20 protein-coding genes are annotated in these 15,848 nt (G+C 45.5%); 3 read left to right on the top strand and 17 right to left on the bottom strand.

What is annotated here, in order from left to right; genetic code table 11:
- Window positions 1-2: 2 nt before the first annotated feature.
- From E2980_RS03540 to E2980_RS03530, 3 genes are all read right to left on the bottom strand, one after another.
- Complete coding sequence (locus E2980_RS03540) at window positions 3-992, bottom strand: carbohydrate ABC transporter permease (protein WP_135150736.1); 990 nt, start codon at window positions 990-992, stop codon at window positions 3-5.
- Window positions 985-3,999, bottom strand: a complete 3,015-nt coding sequence (locus E2980_RS03535; RefSeq protein ID WP_135150735.1) for an extracellular solute-binding protein — start codon at window positions 3,997-3,999, stop codon at window positions 985-987. Before E2980_RS03535 ends, E2980_RS03540 begins: the two co-directional genes overlap by 8 nt.
- Window positions 4,000-4,406: 407 nt before the next feature.
- Complete coding sequence (locus E2980_RS03530) at window positions 4,407-4,661, bottom strand: hypothetical protein (protein ID WP_135150734.1); 255 nt, start codon at window positions 4,659-4,661, stop codon at window positions 4,407-4,409.
- A 91-nt stretch (window positions 4,662-4,752) separates the two neighbouring features.
- Here E2980_RS03530 and E2980_RS03525 point away from each other — a divergent pair, with 91 nt between their 5' ends.
- Entirely contained in the window at window positions 4,753-4,968 is a 216-nt protein-coding gene (locus E2980_RS03525; protein WP_135150733.1) for a helix-turn-helix domain-containing protein, read from the top strand.
- Window positions 4,969-5,172: 204 nt separating this feature from the next.
- Here E2980_RS03525 and E2980_RS03520 read toward each other — a convergent pair whose 3' ends face one another.
- Genes E2980_RS03520 through E2980_RS03510 form a run of 3 tightly spaced genes read right to left on the bottom strand, consistent with a single transcriptional unit; the run spans window position 5,173 to window position 6,018 of the window.
- Window positions 5,173-5,421, bottom strand: coding sequence for a LexA family transcriptional regulator (locus tag E2980_RS03520; protein WP_135150732.1), 249 nt, complete (start codon window positions 5,419-5,421; stop codon window positions 5,173-5,175).
- On the bottom strand, window positions 5,415-5,828 hold the full coding sequence (locus E2980_RS03515; protein ID WP_167746956.1) for a YhjD family protein: 414 nt from the start codon (window positions 5,826-5,828) through the stop codon (window positions 5,415-5,417). The genes E2980_RS03520 and E2980_RS03515 overlap by 7 nt, the downstream gene beginning before the upstream one ends.
- The gene (locus E2980_RS03510; RefSeq protein ID WP_135150730.1) at window positions 5,818-6,018 is read right to left on the bottom strand and encodes a hypothetical protein; all 201 of its coding nucleotides are present in this window, start codon (window positions 6,016-6,018) and stop codon (window positions 5,818-5,820) included. Before E2980_RS03510 ends, E2980_RS03515 begins: the two co-directional genes overlap by 11 nt.
- 343 nt (window positions 6,019-6,361) lie before the next feature.
- Between E2980_RS03510 and E2980_RS03505 the strand changes: the two genes are divergently transcribed.
- Window positions 6,362-7,213 carry an ATP-dependent DNA ligase gene (locus tag E2980_RS03505; RefSeq protein WP_135150729.1) on the top strand — a complete coding sequence of 284 codons (852 nt, stop codon included), beginning with the start codon at window positions 6,362-6,364 and terminating at the stop codon, window positions 7,211-7,213.
- A gap of 105 nt (window positions 7,214-7,318) precedes the next feature.
- On the opposite strand, the gene E2980_RS03500 is transcribed toward E2980_RS03505, so the two are convergent.
- From E2980_RS03500 to E2980_RS03475, 6 genes are all read right to left on the bottom strand, one after another.
- Window positions 7,319-8,293, bottom strand: a complete 975-nt coding sequence (locus E2980_RS03500; protein WP_135150728.1) for a fibronectin type III domain-containing protein — start codon at window positions 8,291-8,293, stop codon at window positions 7,319-7,321.
- 156 nt (window positions 8,294-8,449) lie between these two features.
- Window positions 8,450-9,208: an N-acetylmuramoyl-L-alanine amidase family protein gene (locus tag E2980_RS03495; protein ID WP_135150727.1), complete on the bottom strand. Its 759-nt coding sequence runs from the start codon at window positions 9,206-9,208 to the stop codon at window positions 8,450-8,452.
- A gap of 5 nt (window positions 9,209-9,213) precedes the next feature.
- Window positions 9,214-9,435 (bottom strand): hypothetical protein, encoded by a 222-nt coding sequence (locus tag E2980_RS03490; RefSeq protein ID WP_135150726.1) that lies wholly within the window; start codon window positions 9,433-9,435, stop codon window positions 9,214-9,216.
- Window positions 9,435-9,698 carry a hemolysin XhlA family protein gene (locus E2980_RS03485; RefSeq protein ID WP_276322234.1) on the bottom strand — a complete coding sequence of 88 codons (264 nt, stop codon included), beginning with the start codon at window positions 9,696-9,698 and terminating at the stop codon, window positions 9,435-9,437. The genes E2980_RS03490 and E2980_RS03485 overlap by 1 nt, the downstream gene beginning before the upstream one ends.
- A 76-nt stretch (window positions 9,699-9,774) precedes the next feature.
- Entirely contained in the window at window positions 9,775-9,987 is a 213-nt protein-coding gene (locus E2980_RS03480) for a hypothetical protein (RefSeq protein ID WP_135150725.1), read from the bottom strand.
- A 4-nt stretch (window positions 9,988-9,991) separates the two neighbouring features.
- Window positions 9,992-10,564 (bottom strand): DUF4376 domain-containing protein, encoded by a 573-nt coding sequence (locus tag E2980_RS03475; RefSeq protein ID WP_135150724.1) that lies wholly within the window; start codon window positions 10,562-10,564, stop codon window positions 9,992-9,994.
- A 40-nt stretch (window positions 10,565-10,604) separates the two neighbouring features.
- Here E2980_RS03475 and E2980_RS03470 point away from each other — a divergent pair, with 40 nt between their 5' ends.
- The gene (locus tag E2980_RS03470) at window positions 10,605-11,309 is read left to right on the top strand and encodes a hypothetical protein (RefSeq protein WP_167746955.1); all 705 of its coding nucleotides are present in this window, start codon (window positions 10,605-10,607) and stop codon (window positions 11,307-11,309) included.
- A 186-nt stretch (window positions 11,310-11,495) separates the two neighbouring features.
- Here E2980_RS03470 and E2980_RS03465 read toward each other — a convergent pair whose 3' ends face one another.
- From E2980_RS03465 to E2980_RS03445, 5 genes are read right to left on the bottom strand one after another with little or no spacing between them, the layout of a single operon-like run.
- On the bottom strand, window positions 11,496-12,671 hold the full coding sequence (locus tag E2980_RS03465; RefSeq protein ID WP_135150722.1) for a carbohydrate binding domain-containing protein: 1,176 nt from the start codon (window positions 12,669-12,671) through the stop codon (window positions 11,496-11,498).
- The gene (locus tag E2980_RS03460) at window positions 12,652-12,849 is read right to left on the bottom strand and encodes a hypothetical protein (protein ID WP_135150721.1); all 198 of its coding nucleotides are present in this window, start codon (window positions 12,847-12,849) and stop codon (window positions 12,652-12,654) included. Before E2980_RS03460 ends, E2980_RS03465 begins: the two co-directional genes overlap by 20 nt.
- Before the next feature lie 59 nt (window positions 12,850-12,908).
- Window positions 12,909-13,400 carry a hypothetical protein gene (locus tag E2980_RS03455; RefSeq protein WP_135150720.1) on the bottom strand — a complete coding sequence of 164 codons (492 nt, stop codon included), beginning with the start codon at window positions 13,398-13,400 and terminating at the stop codon, window positions 12,909-12,911.
- Window positions 13,401-13,446: 46 nt separating this feature from the next.
- Window positions 13,447-15,480 (bottom strand): hypothetical protein, encoded by a 2,034-nt coding sequence (locus tag E2980_RS03450; protein WP_135150719.1) that lies wholly within the window; start codon window positions 15,478-15,480, stop codon window positions 13,447-13,449.
- A gap of 1 nt (window position 15,481) precedes the next feature.
- On the bottom strand, window positions 15,482-15,841 hold the full coding sequence (locus E2980_RS03445; RefSeq protein WP_135150718.1) for a DUF6711 family protein: 360 nt from the start codon (window positions 15,839-15,841) through the stop codon (window positions 15,482-15,484).
- Window positions 15,842-15,848 lie beyond the last annotated feature (7 nt).

Raw genomic sequence — 15,848 nt, 5'->3', positions numbered from 1 at the left:
CCTCAATCCCTCCCCAACCACTTGAAAATAAGACGGTTCATGCCGATCATCATGAGGAACAATACAACCGCTATGGCAGAGGCGTATCCCATCTCGAACTTAATGAACGCATAGTCGAACAAATGTGTTAATATCGTATGTCCGGCATACAACGGGCTTGGAATCCCAACGAGTTGAACACTGACATCGAATACTTGTAAGGAGAAAACCACCTGCAACACTGCACCAAACAAAAGCTGTGGCTTAACGGAAGGAATGGTAATATACCAAAGCTCCTGCAGCCGATATTTGATGCCGTCGATGGCTCCAGCCTCGTATAAATCCTTCGGCACGTTTTGCAACCCTGCCAGGAAAGCCAGAAACCCAATCCCCATACTCATCCACAAGGAAACGATGATGATGACCGGCACGATGGAGTTCACGTTTTGTAAAAAGAGGTAGGGCTCATGGTTAATCCCCAGCTTCAGCGCCCAATAGTTGATTAATCCCTTACGATCTCCAGCGAAAAGATATAGCCATACAACAGACATAGCCGTCGCACTTGTAATGGAAGGCGTATAAAAGCATAGCGTGTAAAAAAAGCGATATTTAATCGGAATCTGGCTGATGACCCAAGCGAGCAGGAAAGCCATTATATACCCGACAGGTCCTGTGATCATCGCGAACTTGAAGGTGATCCCAATGGCCTTCAGAAAAATATCGTCATCCACAAATAAAAGCCGGTAATTAGACAATCCGATATACCGCGGGCTTTCAATGATGTTGTAGTAGGAAAAGCTAAGTCCGATGGACGTAAAAATCGGAACGATCGTAAATAAGGTGAATAGAAGTAGAAAAGGGGCAAGAAACAAATAGGAAACTTTATGTCGTTTAATATCCGCCCCCAGAAGCTTAAGCTTGCTTGGTATGCGGGGGCTTCTGATCGATTTGCTTACGATCGATTTGCTTACGATCTGTTTGCTTGTGACCGCATCCGTGTTGACGCTACTCATTCACCATCCCTCCTTTGCTGACTGTTCCTACGCCATAAGATTGGTCACCGAATTCTTCCCTTTTCTTCCGCAGTTCCTTATTAATCTCGCGGGCCGCATTCTCTACCGCCTCGCGCGGGATCGTACCGCCGAGAACAATTTGGTTCCAGATGTTAGCGATATGGCGTGTCGTATAGTAACCCCCGAGCACGACCTCACGTTCGCGGAACCACTCCCACTGCTTCATGACGGCGTCGATATCATCTTTCTGCCATGGAAGCCGCGTAAGTGCCTCGACATTAGCGGTGTTCCAACGCGCCTCTACCCCAAGAAGCGATTCCAGCTCCGAGCCGAAACGTTCTTGCGCGTCCGCACTTGTCCACCATTTCATGAATTCCCAGGCATTCTGTTTATTTATCGCATCTTTGAACATAATTGCCGTTTGACCTAGTCCACCGGTTGAACGGTTGATCAGTCCGTCAGCCTGCTTTAATCCTGGAATCGGCTTCATCTTCCACCAGCCGGTTAATTCAGGGGCTGCTGTCGAAAGCATGACGTAAGTCGTGTAATCCGCGACACCGATAGGCATTTCGCCCGTGCGGAAACGATTATAGAAATCCGCTTGCTTCTCGATCTTGTAATTCGTGTACAACCCAGTCCACATCTTGACCGCTTCAAGCGCTTCAGGCGATTCGAGGTTAGAAAATTTACCTCCGTCGCTATACAGCTCCCCGTTTCTCTGGAACAAGAACGGAGCAAATTCGTTAATTGCGTTATTCGGATTGTTAGCCGCATGAGGATAATAAAAGTCCATTCCATTTTGTTGAAGCAACGGAATCAGATCCATGACTTCCTGCCAGGTTTGCGGGATCTCATCTTCCGTAACGCCCAGTTCCTCCATAATGTCCGTTCGATAGAACAGCATGGAGAAGTTTTGCGTCTCGGGCAATGCAAAGTTGCCGCCATCATATTTGTATGGAATTAATGCTCCTGGACGGAACCGTTCGGCTGTCTCGGCATAATCCGGGAATTTACTTAGATCAACAAGTCCGCCACGCACGGCAAAGTCGATTGGCACTTCGCCTTCTACGCCTAGCGCCACATCCGGGGCCAGACCAGAGGTTTGTGCAAGCATGAGCAACTGCATTCCCCCAGCCGGAATGACATTGACGTTAACCCTAATTCCCGTTTCCGGCGTGAAATCTTCATCGATCATCTGCTTGATGATTTGCACCCAATCGCGCCCGCGGGCAACCCAAACATCAAGCACTTGCTCGTCCTTATACACGTTTCCGATACCCGAATAATCCTTCGTAAATGATTGGAAGAAGTCCCTTACCGTCGATCCGGCACGAACAATCGCTTTCGATTCCGCTTTCGGCCAATTCTGATCGGGAGATTTAATAACGAAATAATCCAGAATCATGCTCTGCATGCTCAAACCATTCACCCATAAGCCAAGCGAAGATTGCGAATCCGTTAGCGAACCGAGTTGACCGGGAATCGATTCCGTGTTATTGGCCATCGACAGCAGCTGATCTCGAGCTTCACCGAGCGTGCTGACTTCTGATGAATCTTTGGGAACACCAAGCTCGTACAGCATTTTCATTGCATCGTCGATCTCAAACGCCATCAGATGAATACGGGGAACTAGATTAGGGATATTCTTTTCCAGCTGCCAATCGCGGTTGGCGTCCGGATTTGTGCCTGTAACTTGCAATATTTCACGCGAAAGGAGAGACATCTTATGAGTCGTATCGATGACATTCTCGAATACATCGCCTAACGAGCCTACCTGCACTTCCATCCGCAGCGTATGTTTCCCCTTCTCCAAATAATAGAGATAGTCTTTCTCATTAGCGGTTATACTTTCAGTAAATCCCCGGAGTTGCCAACCCTGCTTAAAGGGAAACTTCACGTTGTTCATTTCTCTAAATGGCACTGCCCCGTCGATCAATACCATACGTTCGGTCGGAATGCCGTTCAGGAACCAGCTGCCGAATCGTGCGCCAATGTTATAAAGACCGCTTTGCGGAACTTCAAATTCCCATTCGGCCCACTGCCCGCCTTTTCTCCAGGAATCTCCGCCAAAGCTGTTCAGTGTAATCGCAGACACATTAAGAGGTTCAGTTGAGGGTTCCCGGTCCTCCACCCTGCGAAGAGTCGGATCGGAGCGCAACGTTGAGCTCTCCGCTTGCAACTTAATCAAGTAGCTGCTCACTTCTTTGTATCCCTTCTGTTTATATTCGAGAAGGAGATCGGCATAAGTCGGAACTTGAACCGGGGAGAACACTTCAAATTCACCTATTGCCGCGGGCTCCCTCACCGCATTCATTCGGATCGTATGCTTGCCTTTGGTTAAGTAATAACGGAATGGCTCCGATACCTTCCCTTCCGCATCCCGGAATTCGCGATATTGCCAACCGAACACTTCTTCTCTGCGAGGATTGAATTCATTTCCTTGATTATCCTTAGAGGTAGCGCCCGCTTCCTTCCACATCCGTTGAAACTCCATTTTTTTGGATTGGAAGAAGGGGTAAACGTTGTCAATCTGAATATTCCGAACAACAGAAGACCGCTTGCCCTTCATTGCATAGTAGCTCATTGCGAATTGGTAGTAACCGTCCTCTGGAATGTCCACTATATATTCCACCCAGCTGTTCTCTTCATTGAGAACAAGATAGGTACCCTTCCTTCCGCCTAAATCGGTCTCTTTGTTCGTCCCCGTTTGGCTCACAAATGAATACTCCGTTGATGAGAAGGAGAGCTTAATGCCTTTAGAATCCTTTGCTCCCTCCTTCTTCGTCGATTCCAAATATTTAAGGTAGGAAGGTTCCAGCTTGCTCTTTATATCCTGATCTGCCAATATCGAAGACTCGTCCACGTTATCATAATGAGGCACATTGGCCATGGCTTGATCGTCAAAACCGCGTGTACTATCCCAGTACAAATAAGAAGACGCAGCAACTATGATCACGATCAGACTGACTATGTATTTGCGTACTACTCTTCCAACTTTCAATAACACGCGTAAAATCCCCCTGTCCCCTGATAATCTACTTTCAAATCTTATCAAGCCCGGTTGGGACAAGGAATGACACTTTATTAAGCTTGTAGTTTTTTTTTAAGGTGATTTATTTGGGGATGGTCAGAAATAGAAAAACCCATGCTTTCGCATAGGCCCGAGACAAAAAGAAAAGAAGCCCTGCTCTGCAAGGCTTCTTGAGATTGTATGTATGGTGCGGCCAAGAGGACTCGAACCTCCACGGCTGTTACACCACTAGAACCTGAATCTAGAATTTTGATCTTTCAGAAAGTCCTCTATCCCTTGAAACCCTTATAATATAAGGGTTTTTATTTTTGTATTCTGTCTACAACCCCTACAAATGATAAAATAATCTACAAGTCGTCCCCAATCCGTCCCCATATCCTTAATTAACTTATCTTAACTCGGTGTGCAAAAGAGATGCCGTCATGTAAGCCTGCTAAATATGCTTTCTCCACAACTAACCGCGTTTGGACATTAAATATGTTTTCTATTTCATATATCATAAGTTTTTCATCCGGCAACTCACTTAATAATTTTCTTAAAATATACATGAGGCCTTCGTAGTTATTATTTGTCTGCTGATCGCAAATATCAGATATCTGCTTGTATCGATCGAGTAATACACTTTCGCTCCAATCCACGTTCCCACCCCCATCAATAGAAAATATCGAAAACAATTCGCTTCAATGTTATAATTTAAGAAGTAAAAATATAAGGAGTAAGTGGATACATATGAACATCTCCCGTGGGAGGTGTTTGCTTTCCGAGTTGATCGAGGCTAAGGGTTGGACCCAATCCGAATACGCTCGTAGATCAGGTCGACCCCAACGAATGATATCCCATTTCTGTGCAAATGAAAGAACCATGAAGCCAGAAGATATTTATATCGCGGAAGAACTTCTTGGCTGCGACTTTAGGGATCTTTATGAGGGGTTTAAAAGAAAGTAAACAAGCGGACTAAGTGCCGCACCTCCCCCGGAATGTTTAGAGCAAAATGCTCTAGGTTAATTTAATTTAACCCCATCTACAAGTCGAATGCTGTCGAATAATGTAAAGGAATATTTTGGATATAGAATCACTGGTTGATTCCAACTATAATTTCCTCATATGTAAACTTTTGATGAGAAAACAAAAACCCGGACACAACGGGGTTTAATCATGTTCCCACCATTTCAAGGTCTGTTGCGGAATAATCGGGTCTATCTCCCACGCTAGAACAACCTTAAGCTCGTGATGCCGATTTGGATCGTAATCGATATGGTCTTTATCAGCAAGATCCTTAAGCGCCTTCTTGATCTGCCACTGCTTACGACCTGCTTTGCGTGCCAGCTCAGCGATCGCTGGAACGTAGGAGTGACTGTCTAGGATCCGCAGTAACTTGCGTGATGTATCGTCTAGCATTTACGCCCCTCCATGCTTGATTCGTTTTTAAGTACTTCCGAGGAGTACTTCGCCAATCGGAAGCTAATCTCCGCTCTCAGGGTCTCCCTCATAATGCCGAACCTATCCTGGTACCCACGGCACGAATACCCATGATAAATAATTCCGTCCACTGACTCGTCATCGAATACTTTTATCCCCCGCTGCGCGAGTTCCCGCCGAACCTTCATCAGATCCTTCGTGATCCGGTCCATAACCAATTGAATGAATTTCTCGAAGTATCTCTTCAAGATATTTGAGGAGCGACGGATATCTTGAAGACTCTTGTCGCTCATTGTAAGCATGTGCGGGAGCATAATAAAATCACGTATCATGGTCAGCTCTTCAATGGATGCGCGGCCGGCAATTGGCTTCATATTAACCGACATAACGACCCACCGGTTGAATGGCCAGTATGCCAGAAATGCTAAGTGATCGGAACGACTGCTTCGCCGTATCGAATGCCCTTACCTTACCATCTGCAATGCGGTATACGTTGATCTGACGCTTCGTGATGATACCTTTGCTATCCTGGTAAATAATATCTACGATTCGACCGATGCACTTCTCAATTGACACGTTGTTCGCCTCCAATAAGAACGTTTGTTCTGATTATAGTGCAAACATATGTTCTTATCAAGGGGTTTGTGTTCCTAAATAAAGGAAATTGGAGTTTGTTGTCGAAAACAGAGCGAGTAAGATCGGAGGGGTAGTTGTGGATGTCAAATTGATAAACGAGGCTTTTATGTATGGACAAACAGTCGAGATTTGGAAATGATTTCTATTGCGATCATTGCCATAAATTTCACCTCCAGTTTTACCGCGTATTATGCTTCCCCTGGTTTCCTCCTATGCATAAACTTACCGGGTTAATTCGTCATTCTCCGATGCTACAATTAAAGGGGGAAAGGCGGGATGCTCCATGTTTATTGAACCAATGCTTCTGGAAAAGAGAGAAACGCCATTCGATGATGAGAGGTACATATTCGAGCCTAAGATCGATGGGCATCGAATGATCATATCCTTGAACAAAGGCAAGACTCAACTCTTTACTAGGCATAGAACTGATGTGACTCAGCAATATCCAGAGTTGCACAACGTACCGATAGAAGATAACTCCGGTGCGGTCCTTGACGGCGAAGTTGCTTGTATAGATCCTGAAACTGGGTCTATTGACTTTGAACTTATTCAACAGCGATTCATGACCCGTAAGCCGATGGCCATTATGCAGGCAATGGTCCGGCAACCAGTAATATTTTTTGCATTCGATATACTTCGTTATAAGGGAGAAGATTTGCGCAGTAAGCCGCTGCCAGAACGTAAGGCGATTCTATCCCGAGTGCTTGAGGAGAATAAACATTTCAGTCTCGTAATATCGATCCGCGGCGCCGGCATATCCATGTTCAACGCCATAAAGGAAAAGAAGTTGGAGGGGATTGTAGCCAAGCGGATCCAGAGTAAGTATGTTGGCAGGAAAAACGGTGACTGGATTAAAGTAATCAATTACTCTTACGCCGACTTTCATATCGCGGGGTACCGGAAGAATCAGTTCGGATGGCTTCTGCAGGAACAAGGTCGACCAGTTGGGATGATTGATCTCTATGTACCGCCAGAGCACAAGAAAGCATTCTACGGGGTATCAAAGAGCATTTTAACTGGCGAGGATCGTAACTTTGTATATGTGAAGCCCGGCATTAAAGCTCGGGTTCGGTTTAGGAATTGGTATCGATCGGGGATGCTGCGTTCACCGGAGTTTGTGGAATTTGTTATTTAAAATAGAAATGGCCCTTGGCGGTGCTTCCGCTTTGGGCCATTTTTAACCGATGCTTTCGGATTTGTTTAGAGTATATCAGTTCGTCCAGAAAATGTAAACATCCAATTAAGGTGTAACAACATCATACTCATCAACATCGAATGTGAGGATCTTATCGAAGATTACGTATTCTGTACGAGTCTTAAACGGACCCTTGTTCCAGGTCTTAATGAATTTGTACTTAGCCGGTCCAGATCCTACATCCTTGGCATCATACCAATCGATGAAGGCATTGATTTCAGGTATTGAAAGGTCATATTCTTTTTCCAGTCCATTTGACATTGTGATTGTCAAGATTCCACGGCCAAGCGTAATTAGTTTTGCAGATGCCTCATTTGAATCCCCACTATTTCCTACCGTATTTTGAGCAGATACCACATAATAATAAGTTTCTCCATGAACAACGTTTGAATCTAAATAAGAAGTTCCAGTTATATTTGTTGCAATTACTTCATAGGGCCCGCCAGCTATAATAGAACGTTTAATAGAATAATTAGTTGCATTAGATACCGGATTCCATGAAAGCTGTATTGCATCATTCATACCAATAGCAATCAAACTGCTAGGTGCTGCCGGTACAGTTTCTTGAAAAATAACAAATAAATCAAATTCAAATACATTTATAGCAGTTGACCCGGTATTCTGAAAACCCACTTTAACTATATCGTTATAAGTGCTGTTGTGTGATGTTTTCACCCCCGTGGAAATAGGGGTACTGTGATATACCGCACTCGTACCATCTAGTCTTACATATTTAATATCAAGAGTTGTTCCCGATGCTTTTAACTGATAGTGAGTAATTTTCGCTAATTCACCTGAATTAAACGCATACCATACATATTGACCAGGCGCAACTGTAATAGAGGTTCCTTCATCCCCGTCAGTTATTAAATCAGTAGAAGAAGTATTTGTTGTAAAGGAAGTTCCGATCTGCAATACCTTTCCATCAAGTGCCCCTCCAGAATATGCACTAGATGAACCGAACGGTACGATCAAGAATAAAATCATAAGACTTAATGCGAAACCAATAATCTTTTTCAATAGAATCTCTCCTCTAATGTAATAAACCAATACTACAAGGGAAAATCAGGAATTTGTAGACTGATATTATAAATATTTCGATAGTATAATTGAGAGTTAAAAAGGAAAAAACAGGAAATGAAAATAGCCCGAGAGCCGAAGCCCCCGGACTAATCACTATTGAGTCGGTTGTCCCGATGCTTTCCGCAGCTCGTTCGCTAGTCGATGCGCTTCAGCAGCTCCGGCTTGATCTCCCTTTTTCAACGCGTCCGCACGACTAGGACGAACGAAGCTATCGATAATATGGTTGGCATCTTTAGGATCCATCTTAACCGCCGGCTCCACCGGATTAGTTTTAGCCTCACGAACAAACGGCAATCCGAAGTATTCACATACCCCTCGCGCCAACTCCTCAGCGCATTCAACTCGATACGCCTCCGATCGCAACAGGGCCGCTTCCTCGACGTTCGTCATGAATCCGCACTCCACCAGAACAGCCGGCATTCTCGTTTCCCGAAGCACATGAAAGTCTGCGGTCTTTACTCCGCGATTCGGGAGCTTCGTTCCGCCGAGTAATGATCGATGGAGGGTGACTGCCGCTTTCGCACCCTCGACACTGCCAAGGCGATGGAACGTCTCGATGCCCCGTACACTGTTAAGCCCGCCGGCGCCGAATGCATTTGCGTGAACGGATAGATACAGATCCGCTTTCGCCGCATTGGCCGCGTCCGTCCTTGCCCTTAATGGCGTGTCGACGTCCGTCTGAGCCACTAACAACGTTCGGAAGCCACAACGCTTAAGGTGAACGTCCAGAAGCGCCACGACGCGCCTATTAAATTCGTTCTCTCGCATTACAACTCCGTTCGGAAGGAGCGGCGTCCGCTTGCCCGCCGTCTCCATTCCGTGTCCGTCACATAGGGCTATTAGTTTTGCCATGTCTTTTAATCCACCCTCTTCTTGACGTACTGGTACGCCCCGCTCGCCGTCAGCCCAACAATTGAAATCAGCGTGATCTTGTCCTGGACAGCATTAGGAACGAGCACAAAAATAGCGGCCACAAGAAGCGCCGCTGGATGAGTCCATTTATCTTTCAAACCAAAGCCCTTACAAACGCCAACATAAGCCGCAACAAGTGCGGCCAGCTGCAGGATCTCGTTTTCCATTATTGTGTTAGACCTCCTTTGAGGATAAAAGCAACCGCTGCTAATATGATTGCTCCGATTATGGTTGTACCTACCCAATTAATGATCTTATCAATTCGATCAATTCGATGATGAGCCGACCTGACAGATATGTGAGCCTCCTGGGCGATGTCCTTTGCTATATCGGCTGTCGCTTTTACATCCGTCATCGCGTCGATTTTAGTCTCTACCCGGACCATCCGTTCACGGATGTCTGCTAATACTTGCGCTTCATTCCCTGACAATCGCCCACCTCCTCAAATTAAAGAGCCCTGCCGAAGCGGAGCCCTTGTTGTTACTGCGTATAATCGTCCGTAAGCGTCACAGAGGACGCCCTTCATCTTCCTCGATGGACTTTTTGCAATGTCCTTTATCGAACAAATCTAAGAACCTGCAAATAAGCCTGCCAAGCCGATCTCCTTTTATTGCACGTTTGCCCATCCTGGATGAGATCGTCTCGTCAGGGGATCCGCCTAGCAACGTATTCGCTAGCTGGTCGATGGAGATTAATAGATTCCAAACGTACTGTTTCATACGATCACCATACGATAGAATCTAACGATTGTTTATCCGCTGCGGCTTCTATCTGTGCTTTCAAGGTCAGACACTTATACACCAAGGAACTTTCGTGATTATAGGCATCCTTAATCACTTGAATGAATTCATCACGGGTAAATGTAACCATCCCAATTCCCGTTAAAAACGGCACACTAGATATTGTCGGATCAAGGTTTAGCATGGTAGCCAACGACTGATAGTTATTTTTATCAACTGGATCATATCCCATTTGGATATTAGGAGTTGACGCTACGGCATTGGTAAGAAATCCTGCTTGGACTTCTAAATCTCTCTGACTCGTAAAGATACCAATTTTTTTCTGCTTCCAATAACTTAGCGGATAAATTTCGTCCGCTGTGCGCTCGACCATTTGCGTGCCATCCCATTTATAGATGGAATTGCCTTGTCCGTCGATTAGCATAAAGTTGAAGTGTCTTCCTGCATCTGATTCAACAAGGATATCGCCTTCCCTCGGCTCTTCAAAAGCAGAAGAAAAGCCGTGGACGATAATCCCGGCTTCGTTAATTCTTATATAGTGCTTGTATCCGTCCAACTTATTCGCCTCCGTGGTATAATCTTTTGGGGTGATATATTTGGAAATCTTGGGTAGAAAAATTAGTGGAAAAACAGAACGTATAATCAATGAAATTTATTCAAATCTTAAAAAGCCTGTTGAGTTTAGGAGTATTGAAGCTGGAAATGCTTTTGGGTCAATAATTGATAATACCGATACTTTTATTGTTCATCTTTCTTTAAGACTTAATGGAGATGTTTTTGAAACAAATCTTCTACATGAGTTGTTCCATGGAATTCAGATGACTAACTCATACCCGGAGATAGGAAATATCGTTAATGACCAATTTGTAGCAATGCTCTGTAGTTCCTTGAGTTCCCTTGTTCTTGATTTAGAGGTACAAGAAAGACTTACCGAGCACGGATACGATTCTTCTTACTTTTTCAATTACAGAAATCGTGTGTTAAAAGAATTGGCAAACAAAAATTTTGCACCAATTATTAATGATGAACTTAATCAAAAATATGTTTCTACAAACTTGGCTCTCTTCTTTCTAACTGCGAGTGAAACCCAGTCGAAATTTATCAAACATTTATATCAAAATGCTCCAATCAATACATTAAATGGTGCTCTTAAAATAGTAGATGCCATCAAAAAAATCGGATATGATTCTCCTGCTAAATGCTTTAATTGTTTTATGGGAGTATTAGACACATTAGATATTTGGAATTTTTATGGAATCTTATATAATGGAAAATCATATTCACGACTCAAGAGTTCATAGCTACTGCGTCGGGACATTGGCTATCTGGTTGTTTACTTCGAGAATCGGTTGCATCTACTGTATTTCCACATTTCACACAAACTGATAATCCCCACCTTTCATTAGTTTCTACATAGAGATGAATTCCCTTTTCTCCTGGTCTGGATAACTTAATTGACATGTTGTATCCGTCCATGGGTTACCTCCTTATAGTTCGGCATCAGCTGTCCACTGGTATTCAATCAATGAATCCAACCCGACAGTCGTTGCACTGGTACTATCCAAGTTAACTTGAGCGAATCCGGAATCGCCAATTGTACCCGCCGTCGCTCCAGTCCGATCATTAACATTGTCCACCCTTAAAGCATTTGCTGTACCGGATGGACTATAGAGTTTAACTGTTGGCGGTATTCGTTTCCTTACCTTAAACGGTACAGTGTTTACCAAAACGCCAGATGTTGAAGCCGCTACAGCACGTCTAGTGCTATAGTAAACCTCGCCAATTCCCGTTGCTGAAGATATTGATACCCCTAAATCATAACTTTTCTCATAATACCGCTGGCACAGCGCCAATTCTTCCCCAAATGTACGAGGCTGATATAGTAAAGCCACGTCACCGGCACATACTTGGACTTGGATGATGTCGATGTTTCCTGCGCCGACGAAGGTTTCGGCAGTACCTCCACCTAAGTAGCTTGTCGCTGTTGTGGTTCCCCACATCGAAAATATTCGAACCCATAAATAGTCGTCATTATTCGTTCCGAACGTTTTGCCTGCCAATGTATTCGTTGTAAATGTAAATGAATATCGAGTCCAAACGGCTGATAGTGTTATGATTTGACCGCTTGTAGTCAAAGCTTCTCCGACCGTTGGACTTCCTCCGGAACCATAAGTTTGCTGGATGGCTACTGCAATTCTCTTCCCCGGAATGTCGCTTCTCGCCCAGAAGCTAACAGTTACCTTTTTCCCTGCACCGCACAAATAACGAGTACCGTGCTCAATTTTTTGACCCTTGAAGTAATACGCTGACACGCCAAATCCACTACCCGCTCCATTAACGTTTGTTCTATCAAAGAAGTAAGAGTTAGGAATATCTCCTGGTGATAACTTCTGTTGACTGTGCGTAACGGTTGTAGGAAGAACACCCCCATCAGCCGTGTAAAAAGTCGCCCAGTGATCTAACAGGAAGCCCCCATTAGTAGGGTTTACAAAACTCGTCCCTCTCTGTGCCACATCAAAGTTACCGTTAATGATAGCTTGGCGTGCCATATTAAACGGCATATTATCGAGGTCATCTTGCACAGCGGCGAAGCCAGCATCGATCTGCGGGAAGCTGTCTTTGATCGGTACTGCTGGCGGAAGATTACAATACCGATTGGGCATCTTTTTCAGCTCCTTTCAATGAATTTAGCCGACGTTCAATTGCCTCCTGGACCCCGTGAAGAATCGCTTCTTCCTGATAAAGGTGATACCGCGTAACGGCCATGATGACCGCGCATATCTCCGGCACAGGCTTTAAGGGGTCAATCTCGACTTTGATAACAGGCTGGATAACTGCCATATTAAATTCCTCCCAACGAAAAAGACGCCCCCGCAATGGAGCGCCTTTGATCGTACGATTTATTGTTGAGCTGCTTTACGTTCTAGCCAAAGTGCTAGCTCTGCGTTGTTTTTTTCAATGTAGGCTTCCCATTTTGTTATTTCAACTTCGTCGCCCTTTTCAATTGCATATTTTAGACTTTTATCAGCGAACCGTGCTCTTGATTCTGTGAGCTCAATACTTGCTCGAATATCTTCTGCACTCCATTGTCTTGACTCGGTTACTGGTTCCGTTGAATCTATTGACAATTCGGGAGCCTCCTCCCTTTTGGTATAATAAACAACCTTATCCTTAAATGCCACATCGTAACCTATGGCATCAGAAAGGGCACGGTTCGGTGTAAAAGTCACACCGTCTACTGCTACAGTTTTTGCTTCGAGCATCTTACCATTAACAACAATTGAATATTCCGCGTCTACTTTTTTACCAAAGTTTGATAGGGGGTCGGCTAAAGCCTGTCCTCCGACCATCAACAATGCACCCGAAAGAAAGGCTATGACAATCTTCTTCATGATAATCCCTCGTTCCCTAATTTTGGTTATATTATATCACGATTAGTTAGGGAATGTTAACCGTTGCTAGAGTAACACCGTTTCTTGAGAAGATTTTTAGGTTCCTTGTGCTGTTGTCAAACGCCATATTATAGGCAAAATTAGAATCGACATACGACAAATCTGCCTTTGCATTGACTGCTGACGATTCCGCTTTTGAATCCAATGCTTGTTGGAGCGTACCTCCATTGCTAGTGCTAATTAAATCGTTCCAGGAACCAATCCGAACTTTAGTGCCCCCCAATCTGACCTCCCCGTTAGTAGAATCAATGAGCATGTCAGTATTAGACTGCATAATAAACAAAGCTGGAAACTGGTATAAATCTGTTCTCACTGCGCCATTCGAAAATTGCAATAAAGGAACACCATAACCTGGGTCAAGAGCTTCAAGAGTTATAAATTTATCAATAGACCCATAAACTCCAATCATGTCATTTGAGCTCGACATTTCGGATCTCGGAAATATTCCGGATTCTGCCGTTTGAATCAGAGCTCCAGTGATCGTTCCCCCGCTTATTGAAGACGCCGTTATCGTTCCGCTGAAAGTTCCGTCGACACCAACAAGAGTCCCCGAGAACGTCCCGCCAGCCGCCGATAAATTACCGCTGAACGTCCCCGTAGCCGCCGAGAGCGACCCGCTGAACACGCCATCAGACGCTTCGAGCGTTCCGTTGAACTTGTACTTGCCAGCAACCGTGTCGAAGTAAATCTTATCAACGCCACCTGCTTGAAACGATAGCTTATCGCTATTCAGGATGACCTTGGATGCGTGATCCTCTCTCTCGATCGTCAGCCCTTCAGTCCGTGTGAGGGTAGCACCGTAATACGACTTGCCGAGTCTGACAGCGTCTCGGTTCATCCTATTAACCTGCTGCGTAAGCGACCCCTCAACCACGAACTCGCTCTGCTGTTCGGACTTGGAAGGGGCTTCGACTGACATCTTGAGTCCGCCTTTGAATGAGAACACGTTATGCAATGCGAGTGTTATCCCGCCGCTCGTATAACCGTCCCAGCTGTATGCCGTATCTTCCCATGCCGTGTTTGCGTCTTGCCATGCTAGACTTTCAATATTATGACCGAACCGGATCCGGTCTCCTGCCTCGATCTGTGGGAAGCCCCGAGCGTCCATGTTCACCGGCTGATAAGAGAAACCGTTAAACGCCGATAGCAAGTCATTTGTTATCTCTTGCGTAGCAAACGGATTCTCAACGAACAACGTATGATTATCGTCGCCTGTCCCTGCCTCGTAGGTCAGCTCGTCTTCCGTATCGTACATCACGACAACGCGGGTATAGGTCTTAACCGGGTTAGTCTGTGCTGCCCGGATATAATCAGATGCGGTCATTTCGAATACTGCTGAATCCGATGCGGTAAATCGCCTGAACTTTATCTTCCCATCCTTGCCAACAAATACACTCGCGCTATTAGCCGACGCAATGTATCCGAGCACTTGACGTATGCTGTAGCCAGCCGGACCCGCTTGGATCTGATACGCCGGGTTAATGGTTACGCTACTGTCGTAGGTATATCCGAGCTTGCCGCATATCTCATCCCAGACGGCTTGTTGCGTCGTCGGGTATGTAAGCGATGAGATATACGCCACATCCGCCCACACCAGCCGATCGTAACAGGTGTAAACCCAGGTATCGTTGATCTTCTCCCGACTATCGACGTAAAACTCACCGAGAGGCATCCACTCCGTTTGAGCACCACCCCAGGGAAAGGCTGCGTCTTGCCATGCGACGGCCACGTCTTGCCAAGGTGATTCCGCGCCAGCTAGTTCCGGAGGTAACCGGAGAGATAGGTAAGGGACGATCCGAGCGTTAGGCGCGATAACGTCCTCTGTCCTGAGTTTAATGGTTAGCTTGGAGAGGATCGTCGTCCCGATCTCAAACTCCTCACCGAGTACGAGGCTGTTCTCAATGGTGAAATCGACGATGACGTCATTACTGTATTCAGTGCCGGTGATGTCTGCTTTAACCAGAAACTCGCGATCATGGCGCTTTAGGTATTCCGTGTATAGTGCAGAAATTGGATACATATCATCGCTCCGTCAGGGTGATCTGAAGACCGTCCCACCAGAGGACCCCGCCTTTCACAATCGGAATTGCCGCAGGACGGTTGCCGACGTACATCCGCTTAGTGACGTATGCACCGGCCATCGGGTCAGGGTAATAGAAGTCGAAGAACACAGCATCCATAGCCTGAAGAATAGCTGAGATATCCGCCCACGGTAGCGGATTAAACCCCATTTCGATCTGCCGTTTGACAGCTACACGGTCCCGGTTTAGCGTGCCATCTGCGGTCCGCGTCGTAGAATCGGCATCGTCCAGGTCAAGAATAGTTACTTGAAAATCAATGGGGTAAGCGGCGATCTCAACGCCGTTAATCTTAAGCTGCATATCGCCG

The sequence above is a fragment of the Cohnella luojiensis genome (genome assembly GCF_004564235.1).
Lineage (GTDB): Bacteria > Bacillota > Bacilli > Paenibacillales > Paenibacillaceae > Cohnella > Cohnella luojiensis.
The sequence above is the reverse complement of the archived record's forward strand: the minus strand, read 5'-3'. Positions and strand labels throughout refer to the sequence as shown.

Bases quoted from the DNA above. Each gene is read 5' to 3' on its own strand.
- E2980_RS03480 (WP_135150725.1), bottom strand. From the start codon at position 9,987: ATGAAACAGTACGTTTGGAATCTATTAATCTCCATCGACCAGCTAGCG.
- E2980_RS03455 (WP_135150720.1), bottom strand. From the start codon at position 13,400: ATGAAGAAGATTGTCATAGCCTTTCTTTCGGGTGCATTGTTGATGGTC.
- E2980_RS03540 (WP_135150736.1), bottom strand. From the start codon at position 992: ATGAGTAGCGTCAACACGGATGCGGTCACAAGCAAACAGATCGTAAGC.
- E2980_RS03505 (WP_135150729.1), top strand. From the start codon at position 6,362: ATGTTTATTGAACCAATGCTTCTGGAAAAGAGAGAAACGCCATTCGAT.
- E2980_RS03515 (WP_167746956.1), bottom strand. From the start codon at position 5,828: ATGTCGGTTAATATGAAGCCAATTGCCGGCCGCGCATCCATTGAAGAG.
- E2980_RS03460 (WP_135150721.1), bottom strand. From the start codon at position 12,849: ATGGCAGTTATCCAGCCTGTTATCAAAGTCGAGATTGACCCCTTAAAG.
- E2980_RS03490 (WP_135150726.1), bottom strand. From the start codon at position 9,435: ATGGAAAACGAGATCCTGCAGCTGGCCGCACTTGTTGCGGCTTATGTT.
- E2980_RS03520 (WP_135150732.1), bottom strand. From the start codon at position 5,421: ATGCTAGACGATACATCACGCAAGTTACTGCGGATCCTAGACAGTCAC.
- E2980_RS03495 (WP_135150727.1), bottom strand. From the start codon at position 9,208: ATGGCAAAACTAATAGCCCTATGTGACGGACACGGAATGGAGACGGCG.
- E2980_RS03445 (WP_135150718.1), bottom strand. From the start codon at position 15,841: ATGCAGCTTAAGATTAACGGCGTTGAGATCGCCGCTTACCCCATTGAT.
- E2980_RS03525 (WP_135150733.1), top strand. From the start codon at position 4,753: ATGAACATCTCCCGTGGGAGGTGTTTGCTTTCCGAGTTGATCGAGGCT.
- E2980_RS03465 (WP_135150722.1), bottom strand. From the start codon at position 12,671: ATGCCCAATCGGTATTGTAATCTTCCGCCAGCAGTACCGATCAAAGAC.
- E2980_RS03450 (WP_135150719.1), bottom strand. From the start codon at position 15,480: ATGTATCCAATTTCTGCACTATACACGGAATACCTAAAGCGCCATGAT.